Source organism: Phycisphaeraceae bacterium (genome assembly GCA_020639155.1).
In the GTDB taxonomy this organism is placed as follows: Bacteria; Planctomycetota; Phycisphaerae; order Phycisphaerales; family UBA1924; genus JACKHF01.
Genome location: JACKHF010000001.1, coordinates 2,442,299 through 2,465,188 on the forward strand (window position 1 = coordinate 2,442,299; position 22,890 = coordinate 2,465,188).

21 protein-coding genes, 1 tRNA gene and 1 pseudogene are annotated in these 22,890 nt (G+C 56.2%); 11 read left to right on the plus strand and 12 right to left on the minus strand.

The annotated features are described in order from the left end of the window. Positions 1-128 precede the first annotated feature (128 nt). Positions 129-2,303: an NAD-dependent DNA ligase LigA gene (gene ligA / locus H6815_10300; protein MCB9860830.1), complete on the plus strand. Its 2,175-nt coding sequence runs from the start codon at positions 129-131 to the stop codon at positions 2,301-2,303. 148 nt (positions 2,304-2,451) lie between these two features. Continuing rightward, positions 2,452-2,955 carry a CYTH domain-containing protein gene (locus H6815_10305; protein MCB9860831.1) on the plus strand — a complete coding sequence of 168 codons (504 nt, stop codon included), beginning with the start codon at positions 2,452-2,454 and terminating at the stop codon, positions 2,953-2,955. Positions 2,956-2,967: 12 nt separating this feature from the next. On the opposite strand, the gene H6815_10310 is transcribed toward H6815_10305, so the two are convergent. Both H6815_10310 and H6815_10315 read right to left on the minus strand, forming a co-directional pair. Then, complete coding sequence (locus H6815_10310; GenBank protein ID MCB9860832.1) at positions 2,968-3,921, minus strand: hypothetical protein; 954 nt, start codon at positions 3,919-3,921, stop codon at positions 2,968-2,970. Beyond that, positions 3,918-5,474 carry an amidophosphoribosyltransferase gene (locus H6815_10315; protein ID MCB9860833.1) on the minus strand — a complete coding sequence of 519 codons (1,557 nt, stop codon included), beginning with the start codon at positions 5,472-5,474 and terminating at the stop codon, positions 3,918-3,920. Before H6815_10315 ends, H6815_10310 begins: the two co-directional genes overlap by 4 nt. Positions 5,475-5,774: 300 nt before the next feature. Here H6815_10315 and rpsD point away from each other — a divergent pair, with 300 nt between their 5' ends. After that, entirely contained in the window at positions 5,775-6,377 is a 603-nt protein-coding gene (gene rpsD, locus H6815_10320) for a 30S ribosomal protein S4 (GenBank protein ID MCB9860834.1), read from the plus strand. 84 nt (positions 6,378-6,461) lie between these two features. Here the strand turns inward: rpsD and H6815_10325 are convergent, their stop codons facing one another. Both H6815_10325 and H6815_10330 read right to left on the minus strand, forming a co-directional pair. Continuing rightward, complete coding sequence (locus tag H6815_10325; GenBank protein ID MCB9860835.1) at positions 6,462-7,520, minus strand: hypothetical protein; 1,059 nt, start codon at positions 7,518-7,520, stop codon at positions 6,462-6,464. An 8-nt stretch (positions 7,521-7,528) separates the two neighbouring features. Then, complete coding sequence (locus H6815_10330; GenBank protein ID MCB9860836.1) at positions 7,529-8,029, minus strand: response regulator; 501 nt, start codon at positions 8,027-8,029, stop codon at positions 7,529-7,531. 80 nt (positions 8,030-8,109) lie between these two features. On the opposite strand from H6815_10330, the gene H6815_10335 reads away from it, so the two are divergent. Next, the gene (locus H6815_10335) at positions 8,110-8,562 is read left to right on the plus strand and encodes a hypothetical protein (GenBank protein MCB9860837.1); all 453 of its coding nucleotides are present in this window, start codon (positions 8,110-8,112) and stop codon (positions 8,560-8,562) included. A 205-nt stretch (positions 8,563-8,767) separates the two neighbouring features. Next, complete coding sequence (dacB, locus tag H6815_10340) at positions 8,768-10,282, plus strand: D-alanyl-D-alanine carboxypeptidase/D-alanyl-D-alanine-endopeptidase (protein ID MCB9860838.1); 1,515 nt, start codon at positions 8,768-8,770, stop codon at positions 10,280-10,282. Between the two features lie 8 nt (positions 10,283-10,290). Here dacB and H6815_10345 read toward each other — a convergent pair whose 3' ends face one another. Then, positions 10,291-12,369 carry a UbiD family decarboxylase gene (locus H6815_10345; GenBank protein MCB9860839.1) on the minus strand — a complete coding sequence of 693 codons (2,079 nt, stop codon included), beginning with the start codon at positions 12,367-12,369 and terminating at the stop codon, positions 10,291-10,293. Between the two features lie 11 nt (positions 12,370-12,380). Here H6815_10345 and H6815_10350 point away from each other — a divergent pair, with 11 nt between their 5' ends. Then, entirely contained in the window at positions 12,381-13,058 is a 678-nt protein-coding gene (locus tag H6815_10350; protein ID MCB9860840.1) for a class I SAM-dependent methyltransferase, read from the plus strand. On the opposite strand, the gene H6815_10355 is transcribed toward H6815_10350, so the two are convergent. After that, positions 13,059-14,075, minus strand: a complete 1,017-nt coding sequence (locus H6815_10355; protein ID MCB9860841.1) for a hypothetical protein — start codon at positions 14,073-14,075, stop codon at positions 13,059-13,061. A 101-nt stretch (positions 14,076-14,176) separates the two neighbouring features. Here H6815_10355 and H6815_10360 point away from each other — a divergent pair, with 101 nt between their 5' ends. Genes H6815_10360 through ftsY form a run of 3 tightly spaced genes read left to right on the plus strand, consistent with a single transcriptional unit; the run spans position 14,177 to position 16,162 of the window. Then, the gene (locus tag H6815_10360) at positions 14,177-14,689 is read left to right on the plus strand and encodes a 6,7-dimethyl-8-ribityllumazine synthase (protein ID MCB9860842.1); all 513 of its coding nucleotides are present in this window, start codon (positions 14,177-14,179) and stop codon (positions 14,687-14,689) included. 21 nt (positions 14,690-14,710) lie between these two features. Further along, positions 14,711-15,226, plus strand: a complete 516-nt coding sequence (locus H6815_10365; GenBank protein MCB9860843.1) for a transcription antitermination protein NusB — start codon at positions 14,711-14,713, stop codon at positions 15,224-15,226. 21 nt (positions 15,227-15,247) lie between these two features. After that, positions 15,248-16,162, plus strand: a complete 915-nt coding sequence (ftsY, locus tag H6815_10370) for a signal recognition particle-docking protein FtsY (GenBank protein ID MCB9860844.1) — start codon at positions 15,248-15,250, stop codon at positions 16,160-16,162. A 3-nt stretch (positions 16,163-16,165) separates the two neighbouring features. Here the strand turns inward: ftsY and H6815_10375 are convergent, their stop codons facing one another. Then, positions 16,166-16,897, minus strand: coding sequence for a hypothetical protein (locus H6815_10375; GenBank protein MCB9860845.1), 732 nt, complete (start codon positions 16,895-16,897; stop codon positions 16,166-16,168). Positions 16,898-17,340: 443 nt separating this feature from the next. On the opposite strand from H6815_10375, the gene H6815_10380 reads away from it, so the two are divergent. Beyond that, entirely contained in the window at positions 17,341-17,832 is a 492-nt protein-coding gene (locus tag H6815_10380) for a hypothetical protein (GenBank protein MCB9860846.1), read from the plus strand. Positions 17,833-17,846: 14 nt separating this feature from the next. Here the strand turns inward: H6815_10380 and H6815_10385 are convergent, their stop codons facing one another. Then, positions 17,847-18,737, minus strand: a complete 891-nt coding sequence (locus H6815_10385; GenBank protein MCB9860847.1) for an ABC transporter ATP-binding protein — start codon at positions 18,735-18,737, stop codon at positions 17,847-17,849. Between the two features lie 180 nt (positions 18,738-18,917). Between H6815_10385 and H6815_10390 the strand changes: the two genes are divergently transcribed. Next, positions 18,918-18,990: transfer RNA gene (locus H6815_10390), tRNA-Phe, on the plus strand. Positions 18,991-19,222: 232 nt separating this feature from the next. On the opposite strand, the pseudogene H6815_10395 reads toward H6815_10390, so the two are convergent. From H6815_10395 to H6815_10410, 4 genes and pseudogenes are all read right to left on the minus strand, one after another. After that, a pseudogene (locus H6815_10395) lies at positions 19,223-20,290 on the minus strand (site-specific integrase). 2 nt (positions 20,291-20,292) lie between these two features. After that, entirely contained in the window at positions 20,293-20,496 is a 204-nt protein-coding gene (locus tag H6815_10400) for a helix-turn-helix transcriptional regulator (protein MCB9860848.1), read from the minus strand. Positions 20,497-20,655: 159 nt separating this feature from the next. Next, complete coding sequence (locus tag H6815_10405) at positions 20,656-22,383, minus strand: AAA family ATPase (protein ID MCB9860849.1); 1,728 nt, start codon at positions 22,381-22,383, stop codon at positions 20,656-20,658. 187 nt (positions 22,384-22,570) lie between these two features. Beyond that, positions 22,571-22,876: a helix-turn-helix domain-containing protein gene (locus tag H6815_10410; GenBank protein MCB9860850.1), complete on the minus strand. Its 306-nt coding sequence runs from the start codon at positions 22,874-22,876 to the stop codon at positions 22,571-22,573. Between the last annotated feature and the right edge of the window lie 14 nt (positions 22,877-22,890).

The following is a 22,890-nucleotide window of genomic DNA, read 5'->3' on the forward strand; positions in this document are numbered from 1 at the left end:
ATGTGCGGGTTCGGTTCCGCATTGATGAGCAGGAAGTCTAGACACGAATCGTAGGTTTGTATAAAAACGGGCGAATCCTGCTTCGTGTTTGTACGGGATAGGGTTGGCAGTTGTTCTACGATGCAGCAATGAGTAAAGCTGTCAAACCTTCTGCGGATATTGCCCGGATCCACGAGCTTCGTTCAGTGCTGCGCGATGCGAACCGCGCATACTACGTTGATGCCAACCCTGTGATGAGCGATGTGGAGTTCGATCGGCTGCTTGCAGAACTTGCGACACTCGAAAAGGACCACCTTGAGTTGCACGATGACACCAGCCCGACCCAGCGTGTGGGGGGCGAGCCTATTGACGGGTTCGAGACGGTCAAACATGCTCGCCCGATGATGAGCATCGACAACAGTTACTCTGTTGAGGATGTGCGGGCGTGGGCTGCGCGTGTGAGCAAGGGGAGCATCGGTGGGGGGCTGTTTGATGCAGACAGAACAGCATTCGTCAGCGAGCCCAAGATCGATGGCGTTGCTCTGTCCCTGCGATACGAGAAGGGCAGGCTCGTTCAAGCGCTCACGCGCGGTGATGGGGTCAGCGGCGACAATGTGATCCATGCTGTTCGCACAATCAGAAGTGTGCCGTTGCAACTCAATGGAAGTGCGCCGGACGTGCTGGAGGTGCGCGGCGAGGTGTACTGGCCGTGGAAGTCGTTCAACGAGGTCAACGCGCAGCGGGAGAAGGATGGGCTCGAACTGCTGATGAATCCTCGCAACGCGACAGCGGGTACACTCAAGAATCGCGATCCAAATGTTGCAGCGAGTCGTGCGCTCGGGTTTATTGCGCACGGTGCTGGTGAGGTTTCAGATGAGGACTTTGCCGAGTCGCATTCCGAGTTTGTAGAGAAAATTGGGAAGCTCAGCGTGCCCACGAGTCCGCAGCTTCGTGTTTCACAGACCATTGATGCGGTCGTTGAGCACATCGAGTCGTTCGACACGATGCGAGGTAACTGGCCCTACGCCACGGATGGGATGGTGATCCGCGTTGACTCGTTTGCGCTGCAGGACGAACTCGGCGTGACGAGCAAGAGCCCGCGCTGGGCGATCGCGTACAAGTATCCTGCCGAGCGCACAACAACAGTGCTTCTGGAAGTGCAGCATCAGGTCGGAAAGACAGGGCGAATCACTCCCCGCGCGGTGATGGAGCCGGTGCTGCTCGCGGGCACGGTGGTGCAGCACGCAAGCCTGCACAACTACGGGATTGTGCGATCCAAGGACATCCGGCTCGGCGACACAGTTGTGATCGAGAAGGCTGGCGAGATCATCCCGTATGTGGTTGAGGTGGACAAGGACAAGCGGAAGAAGGGCGCGCGAAAAGTCGTTCCGCCCGAACGATGCCCTGTGTGTGATGGTGTGGTTGAGGTTGAGCCAGCTGAGGCGGTTGATACGCCGGAGGTCGAAACATCGCGGAGTTGCGTGAACCCCGAGTGCCCCGCGCAGCTGCGCGAGAAGTTGGTGTGGTTCGTCGGACGCAAGCAGATGGACATCGATGGGCTCGGTGAGAAAACCATCGATCTGATTCTGTCGACAGCACAATCTGATTCGCCGATTCCGCTTCGGCACTTTGCTGATATCTTCCATCTGCACGAGCATCGTGATGCGCTGCTGTTGCTCGACGGGATGGGTGAGCAGAAGGTCGAGAAGCTCATCAAGGGGATCGAGGATGCAAAGTCGCGCGGGCTTGCGCGTGTGCTGTCGGGCATGGGCATACGTCATGTTGGTGAAGCGACCGCGCGCCAGCTTGCGCGTATGTTCCCCGATCTTGATGCGCTGCTGGCTGCTGAAGAATGGCAACTGCGACCAAAGTCGATCACGTCAAAGTCAGAAGCTGAAGCGTTCGGTCTCACCGATGATCCGAAGGACAGGCCCGAGACGGGGCTTGGCAAGCTGACAGCACCAATCGTGCACGCGTATCTGCATTCCGATGCTGCGCGAGAGGCGTTCAGAGCGCTGGCAGAGGCTGGTGTCGATCTGTCGAGCAGAGACTACGTGGAAGCTACATCGCAAGCTGAGGTTGATTCGCCCGTGGCTGGCAAGACCGTTGTGCTGACGGGAACGATGGAACGCTGGGATCGTGATGCGCTCTCAGAGAAGCTTCGCGGGCTTGGTGCGAAGACATCCGGATCGGTCTCAAAGAAGACGGACCTTGTGATCGCAGGCCCAGGTGCGGGATCCAAACTCGCCAAGGCTGAGCAGCTTGGTATCGAGATATGGGACGAGAAGACGCTCATAGAAACCCTTGGAAATCTGCTTGATTGACCGTCTGTTCCTGCTGTGACGCCCGTTGAGCGTGTGCGTATTTGATAGAAGTGGCACCCCATCCGATGCGCGTGCAAACTGCACGCAACCCGGCGCGCTTGTGCTGGGCGTTATCAATCAAAGACGGGCAAAGACCAGGAGGGGTCGCGTGGTCAGTGTTGAATATCGAGCCGAACTGCGTGATGCGCACTTTGCTACGTCGATCCTTCGGAAGATCGGCGCAACCAGAATCATTTCACTCGATGTTGTTGATACCTACTTCAACATCCCCTCGGGGACGCTGAAAAAGCGTGAGGCGCAGGACGAGCCGGTTGACTTTGTGTTCTATGAACGCAAGGCGATCGCTGGTCCGAAGCTGTGCACGTTCACGATCTACTCGAAGGAAGCCGCGAAGCAGCGGTATGGCGTGCAGCCTTTGCCCGTGCTTGCTCGTGTGATGAAGCGGCGCAGCATCTACATGCTCGGCAACGTGAAGATCCACATCGACGATATCGAGGACATTGGCACGTTTATTGAGTTTGAGACACTGGTTTCGCGTGAACTGAACGCGAGGCACTGCCATCAGCAGATCAACACATTGCGCGAGAAGCTGGCGATGCTGCTGGGCGAGCCGATCTCGCAGCGGTATGCGGATCTTGTGCTGGTTGCATAATCAAACGTGATCTCAGATCGGGTCAATTGTGACATCACTCGGAACAACGCCTGCGCTGCGCCCCATGGAATAGAGTCGCTCGAGTGCAGCGATGCCGATATCGCCCATGTCCGCGGTGAGCGGCGATACATACATCGAGAGGTACTTTTCGAGCAATGCGTCGTCGCGCCATTCGGGACGTGACTCGGAATGCGCGAGCAGATAGCGCTTCGACATATCTCTTTGCTCGATTGCATGCGAGATCGATTGCGAGAGCAACGATGCCACTTCTGCGCACGATTCCGAGCCGAAGCGTTCGTCGAGATCGCGGCGCAGCACGTTCAATCCGAGCGGAAGCGGGAGTTGCTCGTGCTCGTGCCACCAGATGCCAAGGTCGAGGAGTGAACGCAGCCCGAGCGAGGCGAAGGTCAGTTGTGCCTCATGGATGAGCAGCCCCGCGTCGGCATTGCCTTCCTTCACGGTGTCAATCACGCGATCGAACGGCATCGGGACAGGTGTGAACTCGGGCACAATCATCGACAGCAGCATGAACGCGGTCGTGTTCAGGCCGGGGACCACGATCCTGAGGTTTTTCTTTGTAATGAGTGCGTCGATCGATGAGATATTGCTCTCCGCGAGCACAACAACCTTCGGGCCGTACCCCTCGCCGAATGAACTGCCGCCGCGCGTGATCTGGTACGTGTTCGCGATATGCGGATAGACCGCAGCGGAGATTGCGGTGATGTCGTACCCGATGTGATCAGAAGACGTTGCTGCTTTCAGTGCAAGCTCGTTCAGTGTCTGCACATCTGCAGGGATGGGAGAGAACGTGAAACGATCCGAGGTGATGAGTGGTTCTGTTGGCAAGTCATCGACTGGCATGCCGCTTGGATCGCGCGCGCCGGTGATCGGCCACCACATGACCATGTCGTCGGCGTCGGGTGAGTGCGCGAGTGTCAGCGTGTGTTTGTTCGACGCGCTGGTCATGCGTCAGCTGTTGCCTGCGATGTGCTGTGGGCGAACATTCGCAACTGCTTCTGTTCAGCAAACTCGTCGGTGACTGGATGCTCGACATCAAGGCGGTAATCACCCGTGTAGCACGCGGTGCAGTACGATTCCGGGGCGCGCTGCATCACGCCGAGCAGCCCGTCCAGCGAGAGATAGTGCAGTGAGTCAATGCCGAGAAACTCTCGGATTTCTTCAACGGTTCTGTCGTTCGCGATGAGTTGCTCGCGAGATGCGAAGTCCACGCCAAAGAAACACGGATGTCGGATTGGCGGGCACGAGATGCGAAGGTGGATCTCTTTGGCACCCGCTGCGCGGAGCTGGTCCATCTTCACGCGCGTGGTTGTTCCGCGGACGACGGAGTCGTCAACAACGATCAGGCGTTTGCCCGCAACAACCTCAGGGATGATGTTGAGCTTCAGGCGCACTGCAGTGGTGCGTTCTGCCTGCGTTGGCTTGATGAATGTGCGCCCGACATATCGGTTCGGCACGATGCCCTCGCGGTAGGGGAGACCGCTTGCTTGTGCGTATCCATGTGCTGCGCTGCGGCCGGAGTCCGGCATCGGCATGACACAGTCCGCTTCAACCGGCGCTTCGTGTGCGAGTGCTGCACCCATCGCCTCGCGCGCGAGTTGGACGTTCTGGCCGAACAGGTTGGAGGCGGGATTCGCAAAGTAGACGTGCTCAAAGACGCACTGGGCGAGCCGCTTTGCAGGATCTGCGAACCTGCGCGAGGAGATTCCCTTCGCTGAGAGTGTGACAATCTCTCCCGGCTCGATCTCGCGGACAAGCTTCGCACCAATGACATCAAACGCGACAGTTTCGGACGAGACCACATGCCTGCCGGATGGGAGCAGGCCGAGCACCAATGGTCGCCAGCCCCATGGATCTCGCGCGACCTCAATGCGATCGGGCCACAGCATGGCAAGGCTGAATGCGCCCTCGCATCTGCGAAGCGCCCATGCAGTGGGATCGGGAGAGTCTTGGGCTTCGGGAGCAGCGAGCAGATGGAAGATGGATTCCGTGTCTGACTCAGTGGTAAAGATGTGGCCTTTTTGCTCGAACTTGTGGCGCCAGGCGATGCCGTTGATGAGGTTCCCATTGTGGGCGATGGCGACCTCAGTGCCAGCCAGGCGCTGAACCATCGGCTGGCAGTTGGCGAGGACAGAGTTGCCCGTGGTCGAGTACCGGACGTGGCCGATCGCAGCCGCAGGGTTGCGACGTTCGAGACGCTCAATCGCGTCGTGGTTGAAGACTTCCGGGACAAGTCCCATTCCAGCATGGGCTTTCAGAGACTGCCCATCGGATGTCGCGATACCAGCGGATTCCTGGCCTCGATGCTGGAGAGCGTATAGGGATGTGTACGTCAGTCGAACCGCGTCCTTACTGCCCCAGATCGCGAAAACACCACACTTTTCCTTTTTCTCGTTGATCTTGTGTATGTCATCGCATCCGCGGGTTGGCGCAGATTGCAGCACCGGCAAAGCCAGCGAGTGTGCTTCGGATGGTCCCGCCGAGGCAGATGTGTGGGGCATCAGACAAGGTTAGGAGCAGCAGGCTGGAAAGTGATCAATCGACCGCAGCAACAGAGCGAAGTATGGGAAGGTGGGCAGGTTCTGGCTGGAATGGAGCATATTGCCGAGAAGCCGGCGTACTGGACATCGGGCGGGTTGGCACCTTCAATACTGGCCCTTGTCTGTGGGATTGTGCCCGCAGGCAGACATCATGCCCGGATCGTGCGACAAGCCTCGTCTGGCCCATCTCGGCACGGTTGCTGGTTCACACAGCACTGCAGAGCGATATTCATTGCTTTGCATCGACGGAAGGAAGATTTCATGGCTCGATATACCGGTCCCAAGGTTCGTTTGTCCCGCCGCGTCGGCGTTGCTATCTCTGATGTGCCCAAGCACACCGCGAATGATCGCGTCCGCGTCCCCCCCGGGATGCACGGGTATCGTGGTCGCCGACTTCGTGACTACGGCATCCGTCTCGTTGAGAAGCAGAAGCTGCGTTACTACTACGGCGTACAGGAGAAGCAGTTCCGCCTGACACTCGATGAAGCTGCGCGTCAGCCGGGCAATACCGGACAGGTGCTGCTCACGCTGCTTGAGCGTCGTCTTGACAATGTGCTGCGTCGCGCGGGTGTTGCCCGCACAATCTGGCAGGCACGTCAGATGGTTGCGCACGGTGGCGTTCGTGTGAACGGCCAGAAGACGAGTGCGCCATCATTCCGTGTTCGCCCGGGTGATGTCATCACGTTCAAGGACAAGATCCACAAGCTGTGCAAGGAGAACATGGATTCGCTTGCAGGGCACGAGGTGCCGGGCTGGGTCGATTTCAATCCTTCCGAACTGACCGCGAAGGTCGTTGCGAATCCGGCATCGGACCAGGTGCCGTTCGATGTGAACACGAACCTCATCGTCGAACTTTACCGTTAATAGCAGCTTCGTAGATACACACAGCAACCCCGGATGTGTTCCATCCGGGGTTGCTGTGTGTATCTGGGTTCGGTATGCAGCCGCCTAGTCTTGCAGGGCGGTATGAATTTTCTGCGACAACTCTGATGCAAGCCCATTGTGTGCGCCGGAGCTTCTGTATCGGATCGTGCCATCTGCATCAACGAGAATGAATGTTGGGGTTGGTGTGACACCAAACTGATCCCACGATTGTGCAGAGACGACATGCTCAAAGTTGGGACAGACGATCGCTTTGCAACCAGCAGCCTCTTCGTCCGATCGATTCACGCTGACAAGTCGAACCTGATCGTTCTGCGCGAAACGTGATGACAGGGTCTCAAACGTATCTGCTGAAACTCTGCAGCCGTAGCAATCCTTGTGGCAGAACAACAGCAGCGTGACCTTGTTCTGGTGAGGCACGATCACTTGTTGATCAGAATCGAGTCGGGTTGCTTGTATGGATGGTGATTGATAGCCGGCTTCGACCGGTTCCTGCTCGGAGGGCATGAGCGATGCGCGTCGGGCTGTGTAGTCAAGGTCGAGCGTCCAAAACCTGCCGCCAAGAGCTTTGGGCGTTTTCTTATCCCAGTATGTTTCAAAGGTGCCATCAGCATCGGTATCAATGAATGCCATGCCGGTTCCAAGCCGGAGCACGCCAATCGTGATGGATTCATTGCCGTAGCGAAGTGGTGTCTGCCAGAGCTCGCACACAGCATACTCGGCTCGGCCTGTTGGCTTTGCGTTTATAACGATTTCTACAGTTTCGTTGTCGAACCGGACCGTATGTGTGGTTGGCTTGCCACTCGCAGGGATGCTTGCTTCGTCATCAAACGAGTGGTTCAGATTCGAGTCGACAGCGATCATGCCATCCAGACGACGCACGCCGATCTCATGATCGCGGACGGTCATCGTGCCGTACTCTGCACTGCCTGCTTCTGCGTTGTCTGTTTCGCTGGGGGCGAACTTTAGTGTCGAGCGGATAGGAAACAGTGCTGTTTGTTCTTCACCAAATGTGACTGGTTGCAGCTTTGACTGGACTGCATGATTTGAGGATGCGCAGCCTAGCGAGTTCAAAAGGATCGCCGCGAGCGTCAGAAGGAAAAAGGTGCGATGTACACGTGCCACCAGTGCTCCTATTCGTGAGGCCGGTTTTTTCCCTTGATCTGTCGAAGCTCGCTCATGGTGCGGTCGAGATCCTTCTTGAGCATTCGCACCCGCAGGAGCGATCGCACACGTGTGACGAGTTCGAGCCGATTAACCGGCTTTGTCAGGAAATCGTCAGCCCCAGCCTCAACAGCGCGTTCGACATCCCCGACCTCGCTCAGCGCGGTCACCATGATGATTGGGATGTCTCTGAGGGCTGGGTCCGTCTTAATTTTCTCGCAAGCCTGATAGCCGCTGACCTTCGGCATCATGATGTCCATCAGGATAATGTCGGGTTCGAGTTCCCTGGCTCGTTCAATGGCTTGTGCTCCGTCAGCAGCAGTGAAGAGTTCGCAGTCAAGGTCGTCAAGGTAGGCTTGCAAGAGTTCACGATTCTGGGCGTGGTCGTCCACAATCAGCACACGCTTGCCGGCGACGGAATCTGATTGGTCTGCTGCTGTGTGTTGGTTCTCAGACCGTGGATCTGCCATGGAATCAGCCATTTGGGCTCCAGACGTTGTGATGCAATAATATCGCGAAGTGATGGGTATGGTATGTCGGGGCTGCGCTCATGCATACGTCATCGTTTGTCTCAATGAACCCACGACTTGATCGGTATACCACGCCAGGCAGTCAGGATCTGCTTGGGGCTGTTGATCCGACAGATTCAGTTTTTCTGAAGGACATTGTCGAGTTTCTTCGCCAGACGATGGGCATTCGAGAGTTTGTGTCTTGGGAAGGACGGACATGGGGGTGGACACTCGTCTTCGCACGCAAGACAGGCGACCGCCCTGTTGAGTGGTTTTTGGTGGCTCGAAGTCCAGAGCCGATGGTGAGTGTTCGTCTCAACAGTACCGCGTTTGATCCGGTGGACTGGCTTGATATTGAGACGCTGCTCGTGGGGTCTGAGCCCGAATCGCATCGGCTGACCGGTCGAACGCTCTGGAGTCAGTGGGTTCTTGACTCGGCACACACTGTTGACCGCGTGTGCAAACTCGCACGGGCTGTACAACTGATGTGCTGAGTTTCTTGCTGGTACCCGTATTCGACAACAGGTCCTTTTGACCTCCAGGTTTCGACCCTGAGGGTTCTATCGCATACAACAGGGCATGTGATGAAGTTCGTCTGTTTCTGCCGATTTTGGTTCAGAATCAGCCGATGTGATATTGTCTGAAAGGGGATTTCCAACGATGCGACACAATGTCCGTTTGGTTTCATATCAACGCAGCATGGACCGAACTGCTTCGTGGATGTGCGCACTGGCACTTGTTGCGTGTAGCGCGATGCCAGTGTTCGGCCAAGACATGGAACGCATGATCCTTGATGCGATGAGCACGACCCCACTGGGACAGGCAAAGGTCGGCATGTGTGTGATCGATGGTGATTCAGGCCGAACCTTGTTCGCTCTGAATGCGCGTGACCAGTTTATTCCTGCATCGAACATGAAACTGCTGACAAGTGGTGCGGCGCTGCATGTGCTTGGGACTGATTTCATGTTTCGGACGCGATTTCTTCTTGCTGGCGATGAGCTTGTGATCAGGGGTGCTGGTGATCCAGCACTTGCCGATCCGGAGCTGCTTGCTGACATGATGCCATCGATGTCATGCACGCAGTTCATTGATCGGCTTGCCGAGGTTATTACAGACAATGGGCTCTCAACTATACAGGGCATTGTAGTTGACGATCGGATCTTTGAAGCTTCGGCAGCACATCCGACCTGGCCGGACGATCAGTTGAACGAAAGTTATTGTGCCGAGATATCCGGGCTCAACTTTCATGCGAACGTGCTCAATGTCTTTGCACGACCAAACGGAAACGGTGTTCGTGTTGAGACGGACCCGGAATACCCGGACATTGTTCTTCAGCCAAGTGTCGAACTCATGCCGACCACAGTTCGCGGTCGTGCCGAATCGATCTGGATGACACGCCAGCCGATGACAAACACAATCAAGGTGAGCGGTCGTATCTCAAAGCCGATGCACTCGCCAGTGTCCGTCACAGTGCATGATCCGGGTATGCAGTTCGGCATGTCACTGGCTGTTGCGCTTGCGCGTCGCGGCGTTGAAATCGGCGGCACGAAGGGGGTGACCTTTGCCCATGAGTTTGTGCGTCGCGCGGAACAGAACGACAAGATTGATCCGGCGCTGGATGTTGCGCGTGAGATTGTTGTTGTTCGCACGCCGATGCAGGTTGTGCTGGAACGCTGCAACACCAACTCAGAGAACATGTATGCCGAGTCGCTGCTTAAACGCATGGGGCATGATGTCACGCTCGAGCCGGGATCGTGGGAGAACGGCACGGCAACGCTGCGGATGGTCGTTGGCGATCTGCTTGATGCACGCTCGGTTGGCATGCTTCGGGCTGTTGATGGTTCCGGCATGAGCAGAGAGAATCGTGTGACGCCGGAACTGCTCGCGAACTGGACGCGGGCGGTTGCGAATGATCCTGTGATTGGCGATACGTGGGTGGAGTCGCTTGCCGAGCCGGGCAATGGCACCCTGCGGGAGCGGTTCAGAGAATCGAACACGCTTGAGAATATCCTTCATGCCAAGACAGGATACCTCACTGGCGTGCGTTCGATTTCTGGTGTGATTGAGCATCGCACATCGGGCAAGAAGGTTTACTTCAGTCTGATTATGAACGATGAGTCATCGGTTGATGCGAACGCACGGAAGTTTCAGGAGAAGTTCGTGATGGCACTTGATGAATGGCTGAACGCGAACTCATATGCACTGGGTGGATAACGCAAGATTTATTGATTCAGCCCATATTCTGACCATCTCCGATCAAGCAACTCGTGTGTTGCCTTGTCAAAGCAAACCTGTGTTGGCCAATGACGAACGGGCAATCCATTCCGTGTGCCCTCGGACTTTCGTGTCGCGTCGAACACAACACAGCTGTGCTCTGATGTATCGTGATGTGTGATGATGCGGTCCCGCTGCATGTCGGAGTTTGCGACCCATTCAAACAAAGCCCGGTCGGTGTCTTTGCAGATCCCTGCATCGCTGACAATGACAGCGAATGCTGGCGGGTGGTTGCCCCAGAGTGACGGGTCGGTGACGCGGTGCGCAACATTGCGAATCTCATCTGCACTGGCCTGAGATGTCGAAATAAAGAGCCAGCCATGGAGTGATTCCGGCGATGAGGCGCTGGAAACACCCTGCATCTGCGTGATGGTGTGAAGCGAATGTTCTCGCTGATCGCCTGCTGCAAAGATCCGTGGCGTGTGAGGGCTTGATATGCCGGAGAGTGCTCGTTCATCCTGCCACGGATGGGTGCAGTCAAATCCGATCTTTGTGCCCGCACCAATAACGGGTGCTGCATGATCGAGAATGTCAACAGGGCCGACAACGGTCTCAATGTCTGCAACTGGATGGCAGTTCGCAGCGCACGCTTTCAGCACAGCGATATGATCGTGGACATCAACATCCTCGTCAACAACGAAGATGGACTTTGTCCATGCCATCTGCCCGGCACCCCAGATTGCATGCATGACTCGTCGGGCGTGGAATGCGTACTGCTTCTTGATCTTCACGAACACACAGTTGTGGAACGCCCCGAACATCGGCAGGTCGTAGTCCTCGATGTCCGGAACAATTACTTTCAGCAGTGGCAGGAACAGACGTTCCGTGGCTTTGCCGAGGAAGTAGTCTTCCTGCGGCGGCATGCCGACAACCGTGGTGGGATAGATCGGGTTCTTTCGATGTGTGATCGCAGTGACGGTGAGGACAGGGTACCTGTCGGGCATCGAGTAGAACCCGGTGTGATCGCCGAACGGCCCCTCAAAGACAGCGCCGTTTCCAAAGGGTTCGTCTGTGGTGTTCGGATCCCAGCCGATGGGGCCAGCCTCGTGCGACACAATGCCTTCGATGATGATCTCCGCGTTCGCTGGAACTCGCAATGGCACGGTCTTGCAGCTGACCAGCGGAATGCCCTTGCGATTGAGGAACCCAGCCATCAATAACTCACTGATCCCGGGTGGGAGCGGCGCGGTCGCAGCATACGGCAGGATCGGTTCGCCGCCGAGCGCAATCGCGACGGGCATTGGCTTGCCGAGTTTCTTCCACGAACGCCAGTGCGCAGCGCCGTCGTGATGGACGTGCCAGTGCATCGCCATGTGGCGCGGTGAGAGCAGTTGCACACGATACATCCCGATGTTGTGCGATGCCGGCTTGGGATCATCGCGATCATCAGCATGGATGGTGTGGATGCCCGCAAACGTGATATACCTGCCGCGGAACCGCTCGTTCCATGCATCCCCGGTTGAGAGTTCGGGGATGTGTGCGTTCACATCCGCTGGATACCCGAACGCAACAAAGTCACCATCAAGCGGCCAGCATCTGATGAATGGGAGTTGTGTCAGATCGATCTGTGATCCAGTAAGCACAACCTCGTTGCAAATGCCGCGCGACTGTGTCTTCGGCCCGATCTTCGCGAGCGGCGCGAACTGCTTCAGTTTTTCGATCGCTTCACCGAATGAGCGGGGGAGTTGCGGCTTGACAAGCGAGCCGATGGTGTGCGCGATGGACTCGATGCCGTCTGCTTCGCACTGCATCGCCATCTCGACGCGACGATATGACCCGAGTGCGTTGATGAGGACGGGCCAACTGGATCCTTTCACATTCTCGAAAAGCAGAGCAGGGCCGCCGAGATGGGCATGGTTCGGATCGATACGCTGCGTGGAGGACGCGGGCAGTGACGGCGCAGGCTGCTTTGAGATGCGATCCGCGATCGCGCTGATTTCCAGAACTGGGTCAACCTCGGCTTTGATGCGCACGAGTTCGCCCGATCGATCCAGTTTTTCGACAAAGCCTCGCAGCGTGCGGTCCATACCATGAGCGTATGACGGACTCGGACGATCAGCAGCAGAACGGATCAACCAACACACAGCCGAAGGACGCTGTGACCGCAGCCAGCCAGCGCGACTGGCCTGCGTACTTCGCAGCTGTCAAGGGCAAGCCACCGAGAGATACGCTGCTCTTTGCGCTTGATCGGTTTGATGCAGAACGCACACCGATCGATCAGCGGCTCGCTATTGATATTGCTGCGGGTGAAGGCCGCGACAGCGCGGAGATGCTGCGACGCGGCTGGCGTGTACACGCGATCGACGGGCATCCAGAAGCGATGGACCATCTTGACGAGATGAGACGGGCGTGTGGTGTTGATACTGATAGATTCACGTTCGAGCAGTCCGCGATGGAAACGTATCAGCCGAGTCAAGCATTGCTGATTAACGCGAGTTTTTGTCTGCCGTTCTGTGAACCAGCACACTTTGATGGGCTCTGGGAACGGATTCGCCATGCGATCATGCCGGGCGGGCGGTTTGCTGGGCAGTTCTTTGGTGATCGGCACTCGTGGGCGAGCATTGATGGACGCACACATCACACGAAGCGAGAGGTCGATGTGCTGCTGGAGGGACTCGACATAGAGCTTTACGACGAAGCGGAAAAGGACGGCGAGGATGTGCTCGGCCAGCCCGTCCACTGGCACGTTTTTCATGTTGTTGCGAAGAAGCCGTAACTACCGTCTGAAACCGACGGGCTGTTCGAGAAACCCGTAGAGCTCACGCAGCACGGTCATGCCCATGAGCCCCGCGAGCGTGAGACTTCCAAGAATGAGCGCGGGCTTGTACGCGCCCTGTCCGAGCAGGCACGCGCAGCCGTAGAGTGACATCCAGATCGATCCGTACCGGCCGATCTTTTCGGCGGCACGCTTGGTGTATCCATGCTGCTTGATCTTGCGGATAACAAAGATCGGAAACGCAGCTGCAAGCAGCATGGGGAAGACGATCGCAAGTGGATTCACCCACGCAGGAAGAAAGAACGTGTCGTTGGCGAGTTCCTCTGCGCGATAGGTAAACAGACCAACAATTCCGATACCGACGATCGTCCATCCGAGCACGGTGAACGCCATGGCACGCTTGCTGATCGATGGGAGTTTGTTTGCGACCAGATGCTGGATCCATGCGACTGCGGTCACGTGGGTAAACACAAGCAGGAGCGGCCACACAAAGACGAGTTTCATATTTGGGACAAGCATGTGGACAGCGTGGATCAACGCAAGCGTGAGCAGACCCAAAGCGGGGATAAATCGCAGTGTGAGGTTGAACAGCAGGATGCCCGCAGCGATCAACGCGGTGAGCACAACCGACGCTGGACCAAAGACGAGTGAAGAGAGAATCGCGACGAGCAGTGAGAGTGTCAGAATCGCGAGCCCGAGATTGGATGTGGCGCTGCCCGAGGCGATGGGACGCTGTGGATGCAGAAACCTGTCTCGGCGTGCATCAACAATGTCGTTGATCGCTGTGCCGAAGCAGAACAATCCGAGTGAGAGCCCGGCGCTCGCAAGGAGCAGCACGGAGAGATGCTGCTCTCCCAGTGCAGTTGAGGCCGGCTCCTGTGGGACAGCCCTTGTCCACAGCACGACTAGCCATGCGTTGGCGACGGCTGAGAACGCCCATGTGACCCGCGCGATATGCAGGGCCGGGCTCAGGCGGAGCAGCGTTCGGCGGGTCATGGTGGCGAAGGAGGAAGCCATCCACAAGGGTAGATGCTGTGAGCTGGCAAACTGGTCAAATACGCAAATGGTCAATCACGGTGTTTGTGACCTGTTGGTGTTTCGGTCTACGATCGACCTTGATGATGCAACAGCAGCAACATTCTGACGGCAATCCGATACGCGTTGGCATTATCGTCAGCCGGTACAACCACACGATTACGGGCGCGATGCTGGCTGCGGCGATTGGTGAGGCCGAGAGCAGGGGTGTTAAGCGCGATTCGATCGAGGTGTACGACGCGCCGGGAGCGTACGAGCTTCCGATGCTTTCTGATCGGCTGGCGATGAGCGAACGGGTCGATGGTGTGCTCGCCCTCGGGTGCATTGTTCGGGGTGATACTTGGCACGATCGACACATTGCTGATGCGATCGCACAGGGGTTGCTCCATTCCCAGCTTCAGACGGGCGTGCCGATCGCGTTCGGTGTGCTCACTGTGCTCGACAGTCAGCAGGCCAAGGATCGTGCAGGCGGCTCGAAGGGAAACAAGGGAGCAGAGTCGATGGCTGCGCTGCTCGATACGATCGCGACGATGCGAGCTATCGACAGAGGTGAGCAGCGATCGACGGTACAAGCAATGTTCGACAAGACACTTTGATGCACCAGACAAGGGAGTTGCGTGAGCGAGGAGACAACACAAACACAATGGGTCAGGTATGTCGCGATGCGGCTGTTGTTCCTGCTCGATGCGCAGCCTGACATTGATGACACTGCGTTGCGTGATGCTGCGAAGCATCCCGCGAAAGAAGCGGGTGACGTGTTTCCATCGGATGTGCTGCTGCCGCACGACGCGATGGAGTTTCCTGACGAGTTTCCTGATCGTGTGGTGAATCGTGCGATTGAGCAGGCTTGCGGCGCGTTTGATGCGCGTGAGCGTTCTGATCGAATCACCGGGGCGCTCGCGCCAGACTGGCCCGCGCCGCGGCAGGCAGCGGTGGATCGTGCGATCCTGCGTCTTGGGGTATATGAGCTCTCGCAGGCAAAGTCGCCGGCACCGGTCGTCATCAATGAACTTGTCGAGATGTCGCGCACATTTGGCACGGAACGGTCGCCTGCGTTTGTCAACGCGCTGCTTGACAAGGTTGCGAGGGATCTCGGACGATTGCCTGCATCTGAATCGAGCGTCTCAGGCTGAAAGGAAGTGGTTGTGGGTTTGATCGGATCGGCACTGGGGAAGCTCAAGTCGGGTTTGAGCAAGACGCGGACAACGTTCGTGAGCGGTCTGCGTTCGCTTGTCGCCGGTCGAACACTCGATGCTGCGCTGATTGATGAGATCGAGACGCTGCTGCTGAAAGCTGATGTTGGGCGCGAGGCAACAACAAAGCTGATCGATGGACTGCGCGAAGCGGTCAAAGCAAAGCAACTCGCAAAGGGTGAGGATGCCGTTGAATATCTCAAGCGCGAGATCGCAGCGATGTGGCCTGAGCGCGATCGATCGATTGCAAAGATTGCAAATGGACCCACCGTTGTGCTCGTGACCGGCGTCAATGGTGCTGGTAAGACAACGAGTATTGCAAAGCTCTGCAAGCGTCTGCGTGACGAGGGAAACACGGTGCTGCTCGCAGCGTGCGATACGTTCCGCGCGGGTGCAGTGCGACAGCTTGAGATCTGGGCGGAGCGACTCGGCGTTGATGTGGTCAAGGGTCAGCAGGGCGGTGATCCTGCAGCGGTCGCGTTTGATGGTGTTCAGGCAGCGATCGCGCGTGAGGTTGATTATCTCATCGTTGACACGGCTGGCCGCTTGCAGACGCAGGACCCTCTCATGCGTCAGCTGACCAAGGTACGAAATGTGCTTGGGAAGAAGATCGACGGTGCGCCGCACGAGGTGCTGCTGGTGCTTGACGCGACAGCGGGGCAGAACGCGCTGCGTCAGGCTGAGTCATTTCTCGAATCTGCTGGCGTGACCGGTATTGTGCTTGCAAAGCTCGACGGCACAGCCAAGGGCGGCGTTGTAGTTGCGATCAAGCATGCGACGGACATCCCCGTCAAGTTCGTCGGCACCGGCGAAACACCCGACGACATGGAAGTGTTCGATCCCGAGACATTCGTTGAAGCGATGTTTTCGGAGTAGACCTCAGTTGTCCCACTCGACAGCCCACGTGTACATCTCCCAGTTTGAAACAAGCAGGGGTTTGTCAGATTCTCCTTCGAGCGAAATGAGTCGTTGGTACCCTGGATGCCCAAGATTTGCAGAAAGAAAACTCGCGCTTTGCCACGTACTAATAATGCGGCCACCTGGAGAGACACCCCAAGTCATGGAGTCTACAGCAAAGGTTTCATATTCAGCGTTTGGCTTCCAAACAAGGAGGCACTTTGTTCCGTTTGATCGCTTCATGAGTACGACTCTTCGCATGTGTTGGCAAGGTTGTGGACTAGGGTGATGCGGTTGTGTCGCGAGTGACATTGGTAGTGTGATTTCATCACCAGTTCTTGTTACGACGGTATTGCCGTGAACAAGCACCGAGTCGCGATCGAGCCACACTGCTTCATTAATAACATCTGGGCCCCACGACCCATGCTTCGGCAGCACTAGCGAATCTGGAACAAGTTCCCCATTTGCAGCGATGGTTCCAAAGAGTAACTGCCCGTTGTTATACCCCAGCCACGTACCAGCACCGGAGGAGGTCAGCGTTGCCAGTCTATCCGGGAGTGCGGCACGCTTGGGATCATTCGTGTTTGTCCATACCCAGTATGATAACCCCTTGTTCTCGTTAGAAAACGTGTACTTTTCATCGATTGCGTACACGAGCAGGTCTGCGCTTGACTGATCCAGTTGCAACGTGCCTTCGTATCGAATCTTACTCATATCAGACATTTCCCATGTACCATGACGGAATCTGGCAACTGTGGCGGTCTCATTGAGTGATCCTTTGCCATACATAACGACGGCATTACCTTTGATAATGTGAAAGCTGGCAAGCGGATCCTCCACCGGGCTATAACGCTCAAGTAGCGTTTTCAGTCCACTTACGAAAACTTTCGTGTCACTTGATAGCGTGGTGAATACAGAGTTGCCACTGGGATCAACTGCATGCTCCCACAGTGGTGGCGGTCCAAAATCGCCGCGCTGGTACTCTGTCCTGAGTCTGGGCACAAGCGTGCAACTCGGAAAAACAACCACTGCCATCAGCAGAACAAAGGTGGTCAGACTTTGCTGTAAGCGGACGTGACGTGCGTTTCTCATGATACTGGTTGAATCCGCCTGTACGGGATTGGTTCAACGCCTTGCGGGTATTCCTACGCTTCCGTATGCACTGCCACGTCTGCCAGTACAATCTTGCGGGGCTTGATGGGGCAACTGTCTGCCCGGAGTGTGGCACGAGCGTTGACCCGTTCGGTGAAGGGAGCGTTCGATCTGACAGGTTCTTTCGATGGCTCAGCACTGCGTCGTGGCTGGTTGCCTGCCTGCCAGTTGTGGTTTATGTCTACGGATTCTTCGTGTGGGCATGGGCATACTTGTGGCTGGGACATAAGCCATACCCGGACGATCTGTCCTCGGTGCCTCTGCTGAACATCATGACGCTGGTGTTCTGGTTAGCGTTCGCGGGCATCGGCTTGCTGCTCCCAGCCTTGATTGTGCAATGTGGGCTGGTTGCTGCGATGCTTTACGGTCGCGATGGCGGGTGGACACAACGGAACCCAAAGCCAGTCCTTCGCTTTGTGATCACTCTGCTCGTGTATGCCTGTGTTGTCGGCTTGCTCTGGCTTGGATTGTTCGACATCGGGTTCTTTGCTGACTGAGAAGAACAACCCGGTCAGTTCTCAATCGCAGAGTAGATCACGCGTTTCTTCACAGTGCGTGGATCGGCGTTCGGTACCGCTGACAGCAGTGACTGTGTATATTTGTGCTGTGGATTGTTGAGGATGTCTTCGCGCGTGCCCTCTTCGACGATGCGCCCTTTGAACATCACAGCGATCCGCTGGCATGTGTGCTGGACGACTGCCATATCGTGTGAGATGAAGAGATAGCTCAATCCGAAGTCTCGCTGCAGATCGGTCAGCAGGTTGATGATCTGTGCCTGGATGGACACATCAAGTGCGCTGGTGGGCTCATCGCAGACGATGAACTTGGGGTTGAGCGCGAGGGCGCGGGCGATCCCGATGCGCTGGCGCTGGCCGCCCGAGAACTCGTGCGGGTATCTGTCTGCTGCTGCTTTCGGCATGCCGCAGCGGACAAGCAACTCCTCGACCTTCGCACGCAACTCATCGCGCGATTCGATCAGTTTATGGACGATCAGTGGTTCGCCGATGATCGAGGCGATACGCATGCGCGGGTTGAGCGAACCTGCGGGATCCTGGAAGATGATCTGCATTTGCCTGCGAAGAGACTGAAGCTGCATGCCAGTTGCCCCAAAGACACTCTTGCCATCGAATGTGACTTTGCCACCGGTTGCTGGGATGAGTCTGAGGATGGATCTCCCGACCGTTGTCTTGCCGCAGCCAGATTCGCCAACAAGCCCGAGCGTTTCACCCTGGTTGATGTGGAATGAGACGCCATCGACTGCTTTGACGTACCCAGTGATCCGTTGGAGCAGTCCCGAGCGGACCGGAAAATGGGTCTTGAGATCCTGGACCTGCAGCAGTGGGCTTGTGCGGACTGTGCGAACGGAGTCAGGATTGGCTGTGGGAGTCGCTTGGGTGACCATCGCCTTCATAGTACGACGTATTGGTGGATTGCGTTGGATGCCGTGCCGATAAGGGACATCCCCGACTGATCAGACCCATTCCGCTTGACCAATGGGGCGATGTTGGTACTGTTCAGACCGCGCCCGCTGGGTTCCAGTGGGAGTGGGGCGGCTCAGCACGTGCTGGGTCGAAGACAGTTCGGGCAGGTAGCTCAGTTGGTAGAGCATCGCATTGAAAATGCGAGGGTCGCCGGTTCAAGTCCGGCTCTGCCCATTGGATCGGTTTGTGTATCTACGCCAGCTTTCGCATATTCTCGCATAACTCTTTGTTTACGGTCAGTTTGCATAACATGTTGCGAATCATCGCAAGGGCTTGCGGCTGTGTGCTGCGCCGCTTTTTGCGCTCCATGTGCGCCGCTTTTCGCGCCGCGTTTATCCACTGACGCTCGATTGAGCTTTGGATTTGCGTCTCGACCGGTTGCACGCTCCCAGTCTGCATCAGTGGTTTGCAGATAGTGGCCTGCCGCTATTGCCTTTGTGTTGCCCATCCAAGCACAAACGGTGTGGAGTGGGAATCTGGAAGCTAGTTCGGACTGCCTGCTGGCTCGCAGGTTGTGCCATGTTCTTGGCCATGGCTCCAACCCAGCGCGCTGAATGAGTCTGCGCATATGCGTGTTGAGATTTGCCCCTTTGCGATATCGAGAGATCACAAACTCGTTGCCTGTGTCAGCCTGTTCAAACACCTCAAGAAGATACCCACGTAACTCGGTGAAAATGGGGACAAATCGGTCGCCCTTCCCCTCGTGATGCTCAGTCTTGGGCGATCGCGCGCGAATCCGTTCACGATCCCAGTCCACGTCAGCCCATCTGAGTTCGAGTGCTTCACTGGGGACGCGCAAGCCACCATATCGCGATAAAGCAATCAGGAGTTGCCACTCAGCATCTGGGGCGACGTCAATAACCTGCGCAATCTTCTGTTGATCAATAAACACGCCCCTCGCAGGGTTGGTCTGGGTACCAGCCTTCAACTGGGTAAACGGATTCACTTTTGTGTAGCTGTGATCCATTCCCCAACGAAAGAACTGCCGCGCATATCTCACATAGCGAGATATGGTCGCATTTGCATACCCATGCTCTTTCAAAGATTTTCGCCAAGATTCAGCATCCGCGAGTGTGGTATCTTCGATCATGTGATCGTTACCAAAGTGCTGATTCAAGGATTTCTCTACTTGCCGCATACGCACAAGAGACGAGTCTTTGACGTCGACGGTCTCAAAGAATCGGGACAACAGCTCACCCAGTGAAAGAGATTGTGAGACTTCGCGCCGTGGGACAAGCGCAACTGAGACGAGTATCTCATAGCTGGAGTCAGGTAGCTCTGCCAGCCATGAAGACAACGACGCATCTGGAGCTTTTCCAACGATATTGTTGGAAATAAGTTCCTCCACGCGAATGAGGAAGGACTCCGCTGCCTTCACTGGAACTTTGCCGAGGCGAATAGTTCGCCGAGTCTTGTCTCCATCAGTAAACTGGATTCGTTTTCTGCCGTTGGGATCTCTGATGAGACTTGCCATGTTCAGTTCCTCTTTCTCGACGAGCGTTTCTTGAGTTCAAGTCCGAAGTACTTGCAGAGTGTGTCGATGTTCTCAGACCGCATTCCGTGCCCACCCGCGACAAACCGCGAGAGCACACTTGCTGGAACACCTGTATCCTGACTGATGCGATAACGGGACAGGCCACTGTTCTCGATCGCATTCCGGAGTTGCTCAGAAACGGTCATTCTGCTACTCTACACTATTCATTCGATTACTGCAACTATTTAGTTGGGTATGCTTCAGACTCAACCACAAATCGAATCGCGCTTGATGGGTGAAAAATCCAGTCTCTGCAGTCTTCACATGATTTCAAATACATGTTGAGACTGGCCAGACTGGGACGATCATGTCTCTTCGACTGGGAGTGAGAGCACCCAGGGCTTTCCCACTCCGCCCGGTTTGTTGACCAATCTCAACTGTTTAATGGCCTTCGTGATGCGCCGAGCCGTGATTCCTGCAGCCTTCGCCCGTTTTCCCACCTCGTCGCGCAGCCGGACACCCGACTGCACAAGATCCCAAAGCCATTCATTTACAGCATCTTGTTCACTTCGCTCTTCCGAATCGACTGGTCGCGATGCCAAGTACTCATTCGCCGTCATTTCAACCAATCCGGAATCCCAAATGAGCGTCGGTGGATCCGCTTCATCAAGTCGAAATGCCAGTCCGCCCTGAGATTTCGCGTAGTTGTTCTTGCCATGAAGAAGGAGCCTTCGCTCATTGTCGTCGTGATCTCGAACGAGATGCAGCACACTCCTAGCAAGCCCGGTGAACGCTCGTGAGCCCAGCACAAGATCGTCTGCATGAGTTGCCATGCTCTTTCGCTGATGAGCAACCAAGACAACGGCAATCTCACGACGCTCGGCGAGCTTTTGAAGCGGACCGAGGACGCTTCGGACTTCGTTGTCACGATACGCGTCGACCTCGGTTCCAAGGAATGTTCCGACCGGATCGAGGATGACGAGTTTGGCATTCGGAAGCCTGTCAAGTTGTTCTTCTAGCGCATCTAGGCTGTCAAGTGAGAACATTGACACTTGAGAGTCGCCCTGTGGTGTGTATTCCAGAGTTCCTTCTAGAACGTGTACTCGCGACAGTTCTGCCGATTGTGCCGAGAGCCTGGGAACCAGCACAGAGTCGATGGGATCTTCGCCAAGAATGAACACAACGTCTCCTTGTGGGCACGAAGTTCCATCGGGCCAGTCTCGCCCAGTACTAACGCGAGCTGCAATGTCAGCAGTCGCAAAGGACTTTCCATCCCCGGGCTTGCCCACCAGCAATGTGACACCGCCGAGAATCACACGATCCTTCCAAAGCCATGACATGCTGCGAGGTGTCACACTATCCATACATGTCGTGCTGATCTCGCACCGAGAGATGCGCTCCCCAACGGTCGGATTAGATGCAAGATGCAACTGAACTGTGTCTCGCACGGTTTGCCTGTCGATCCGCTTGGCAATGTCTGCGATGTCATCATGTGGTTCCAAAGGGCCGAATACCTGGCTGAGATCGAGGATGCGAACCGATCGAGCACCTGCACCCTTCAGATACATTACAACATCCCTTGCGTACTTGGATCCCTGCGGGTCATTGTCTGGGAGAACGACGACATCACGACCATTGAGAGGTGACCAGTCTGTGTGTTTGGAAGCATTTGAACCGCCGGCACTTGTCACGGCTTCGAGTCCGCAGCTTACCGCTGCATCAACCGCTTTCTCTCCTTCGCAGACATACACAGTTTTGTCAACATCAAGATTGAGCACCTCTGGCAGACGATACATAGGGCGCTTCGGAGGGATTGCTCGGGTTTCCCAAAGTCCCTCTGAGTTTCGATAGAACGGTCTATAGGTTTTCTTGCTGGACTCATGCTCGAATCGGACAACGGCTCCAACGAGTGTTCGCTGGTCATCGAAGTACTTCCAAGTGCTGACAGGGAACCCGGCGTATCGCTGTTCTTCGATCGCCAGCTCCAGCGACGAGTGTGCCTTGAGGCGTTTGGTGTTCGTTGAACGCGAGTGCTGAGTCGAATCAACCGGGTCATTGAGTATCGAATCGGGATAGAGAGCTTGAACCGTCAAGTTCAGACTAGCAATGACTGCCTTCAACGCACAACCTGCATGGCAGCACAGCAGAACCTCGCCATTTGCTCCAATCCCGATACTGAGTGATGGGTTCTGATCATCGTGGGCTGGACAAAGCGATTGGTATTGGTTGCCGCACTTTCGCGGCTTGCACCCGGTCGCCTTGAGTCGAGCTAAAACAATATCAATGGGGGCCAATGGAACCCCCTGTTCTTTGCGATGGCTGCTGCCAGTAGTTGCGTCGTGGACATCCTGCATCTATCCAGGCGTGCAAGTCTGGAATGTAGAATCGAACTAACGAGTTGATCTTGCGACTGGGAATGATGCCCTTGTCCTTGAGAGACCACAGAGTCCTCTCGCTGATCGACAGCATTGCTGCAGCCGTCTTTGAATCGACGAGCAACTGCTGGGTATGATTCTTCGATTGATCTATTGCGCCCTTGTAGCTTGCCGGCATGGGGATGCTTTGCCTGTGGACTTCATTCGGCATGAGGACCTCCATCT

Coding starts and splice junctions, on each gene's coding strand:
- ligA (MCB9860830.1), top strand. CDS start 129: ATGAGTAAAGCTGTCAAACCTTCTGCGGATATTGCCCGGATCCACGAG.
- H6815_10310 (MCB9860832.1), bottom strand. CDS start 3,921: ATGACCAGCGCGTCGAACAAACACACGCTGACACTCGCGCACTCACCC.
- H6815_10315 (MCB9860833.1), bottom strand. CDS start 5,474: ATGCCCCACACATCTGCCTCGGCGGGACCATCCGAAGCACACTCGCTG.
- rpsD (MCB9860834.1), top strand. CDS start 5,775: ATGGCTCGATATACCGGTCCCAAGGTTCGTTTGTCCCGCCGCGTCGGC.
- H6815_10330 (MCB9860836.1), bottom strand. CDS start 8,029: ATGGCAGATCCACGGTCTGAGAACCAACACACAGCAGCAGACCAATCA.
- H6815_10335 (MCB9860837.1), top strand. CDS start 8,110: ATGCATACGTCATCGTTTGTCTCAATGAACCCACGACTTGATCGGTAT.
- dacB (MCB9860838.1), top strand. CDS start 8,768: ATGGACCGAACTGCTTCGTGGATGTGCGCACTGGCACTTGTTGCGTGT.
- H6815_10345 (MCB9860839.1), bottom strand. CDS start 12,369: ATGGACCGCACGCTGCGAGGCTTTGTCGAAAAACTGGATCGATCGGGC.
- H6815_10350 (MCB9860840.1), top strand. CDS start 12,381: ATGACGGACTCGGACGATCAGCAGCAGAACGGATCAACCAACACACAG.
- H6815_10355 (MCB9860841.1), bottom strand. CDS start 14,075: ATGGCTTCCTCCTTCGCCACCATGACCCGCCGAACGCTGCTCCGCCTG.
- H6815_10360 (MCB9860842.1), top strand. CDS start 14,177: ATGATGCAACAGCAGCAACATTCTGACGGCAATCCGATACGCGTTGGC.
- H6815_10375 (MCB9860845.1), bottom strand. CDS start 16,897: ATGAGTAAGATTCGATACGAAGGCACGTTGCAACTGGATCAGTCAAGC.
- H6815_10380 (MCB9860846.1), top strand. CDS start 17,341: ATGCACTGCCACGTCTGCCAGTACAATCTTGCGGGGCTTGATGGGGCA.
- H6815_10385 (MCB9860847.1), bottom strand. CDS start 18,737: ATGGTCACCCAAGCGACTCCCACAGCCAATCCTGACTCCGTTCGCACA.
- H6815_10400 (MCB9860848.1), bottom strand. CDS start 20,496: ATGACCGTTTCTGAGCAACTCCGGAATGCGATCGAGAACAGTGGCCTG.
- H6815_10410 (MCB9860850.1), bottom strand. CDS start 22,876: ATGCCGAATGAAGTCCACAGGCAAAGCATCCCCATGCCGGCAAGCTAC.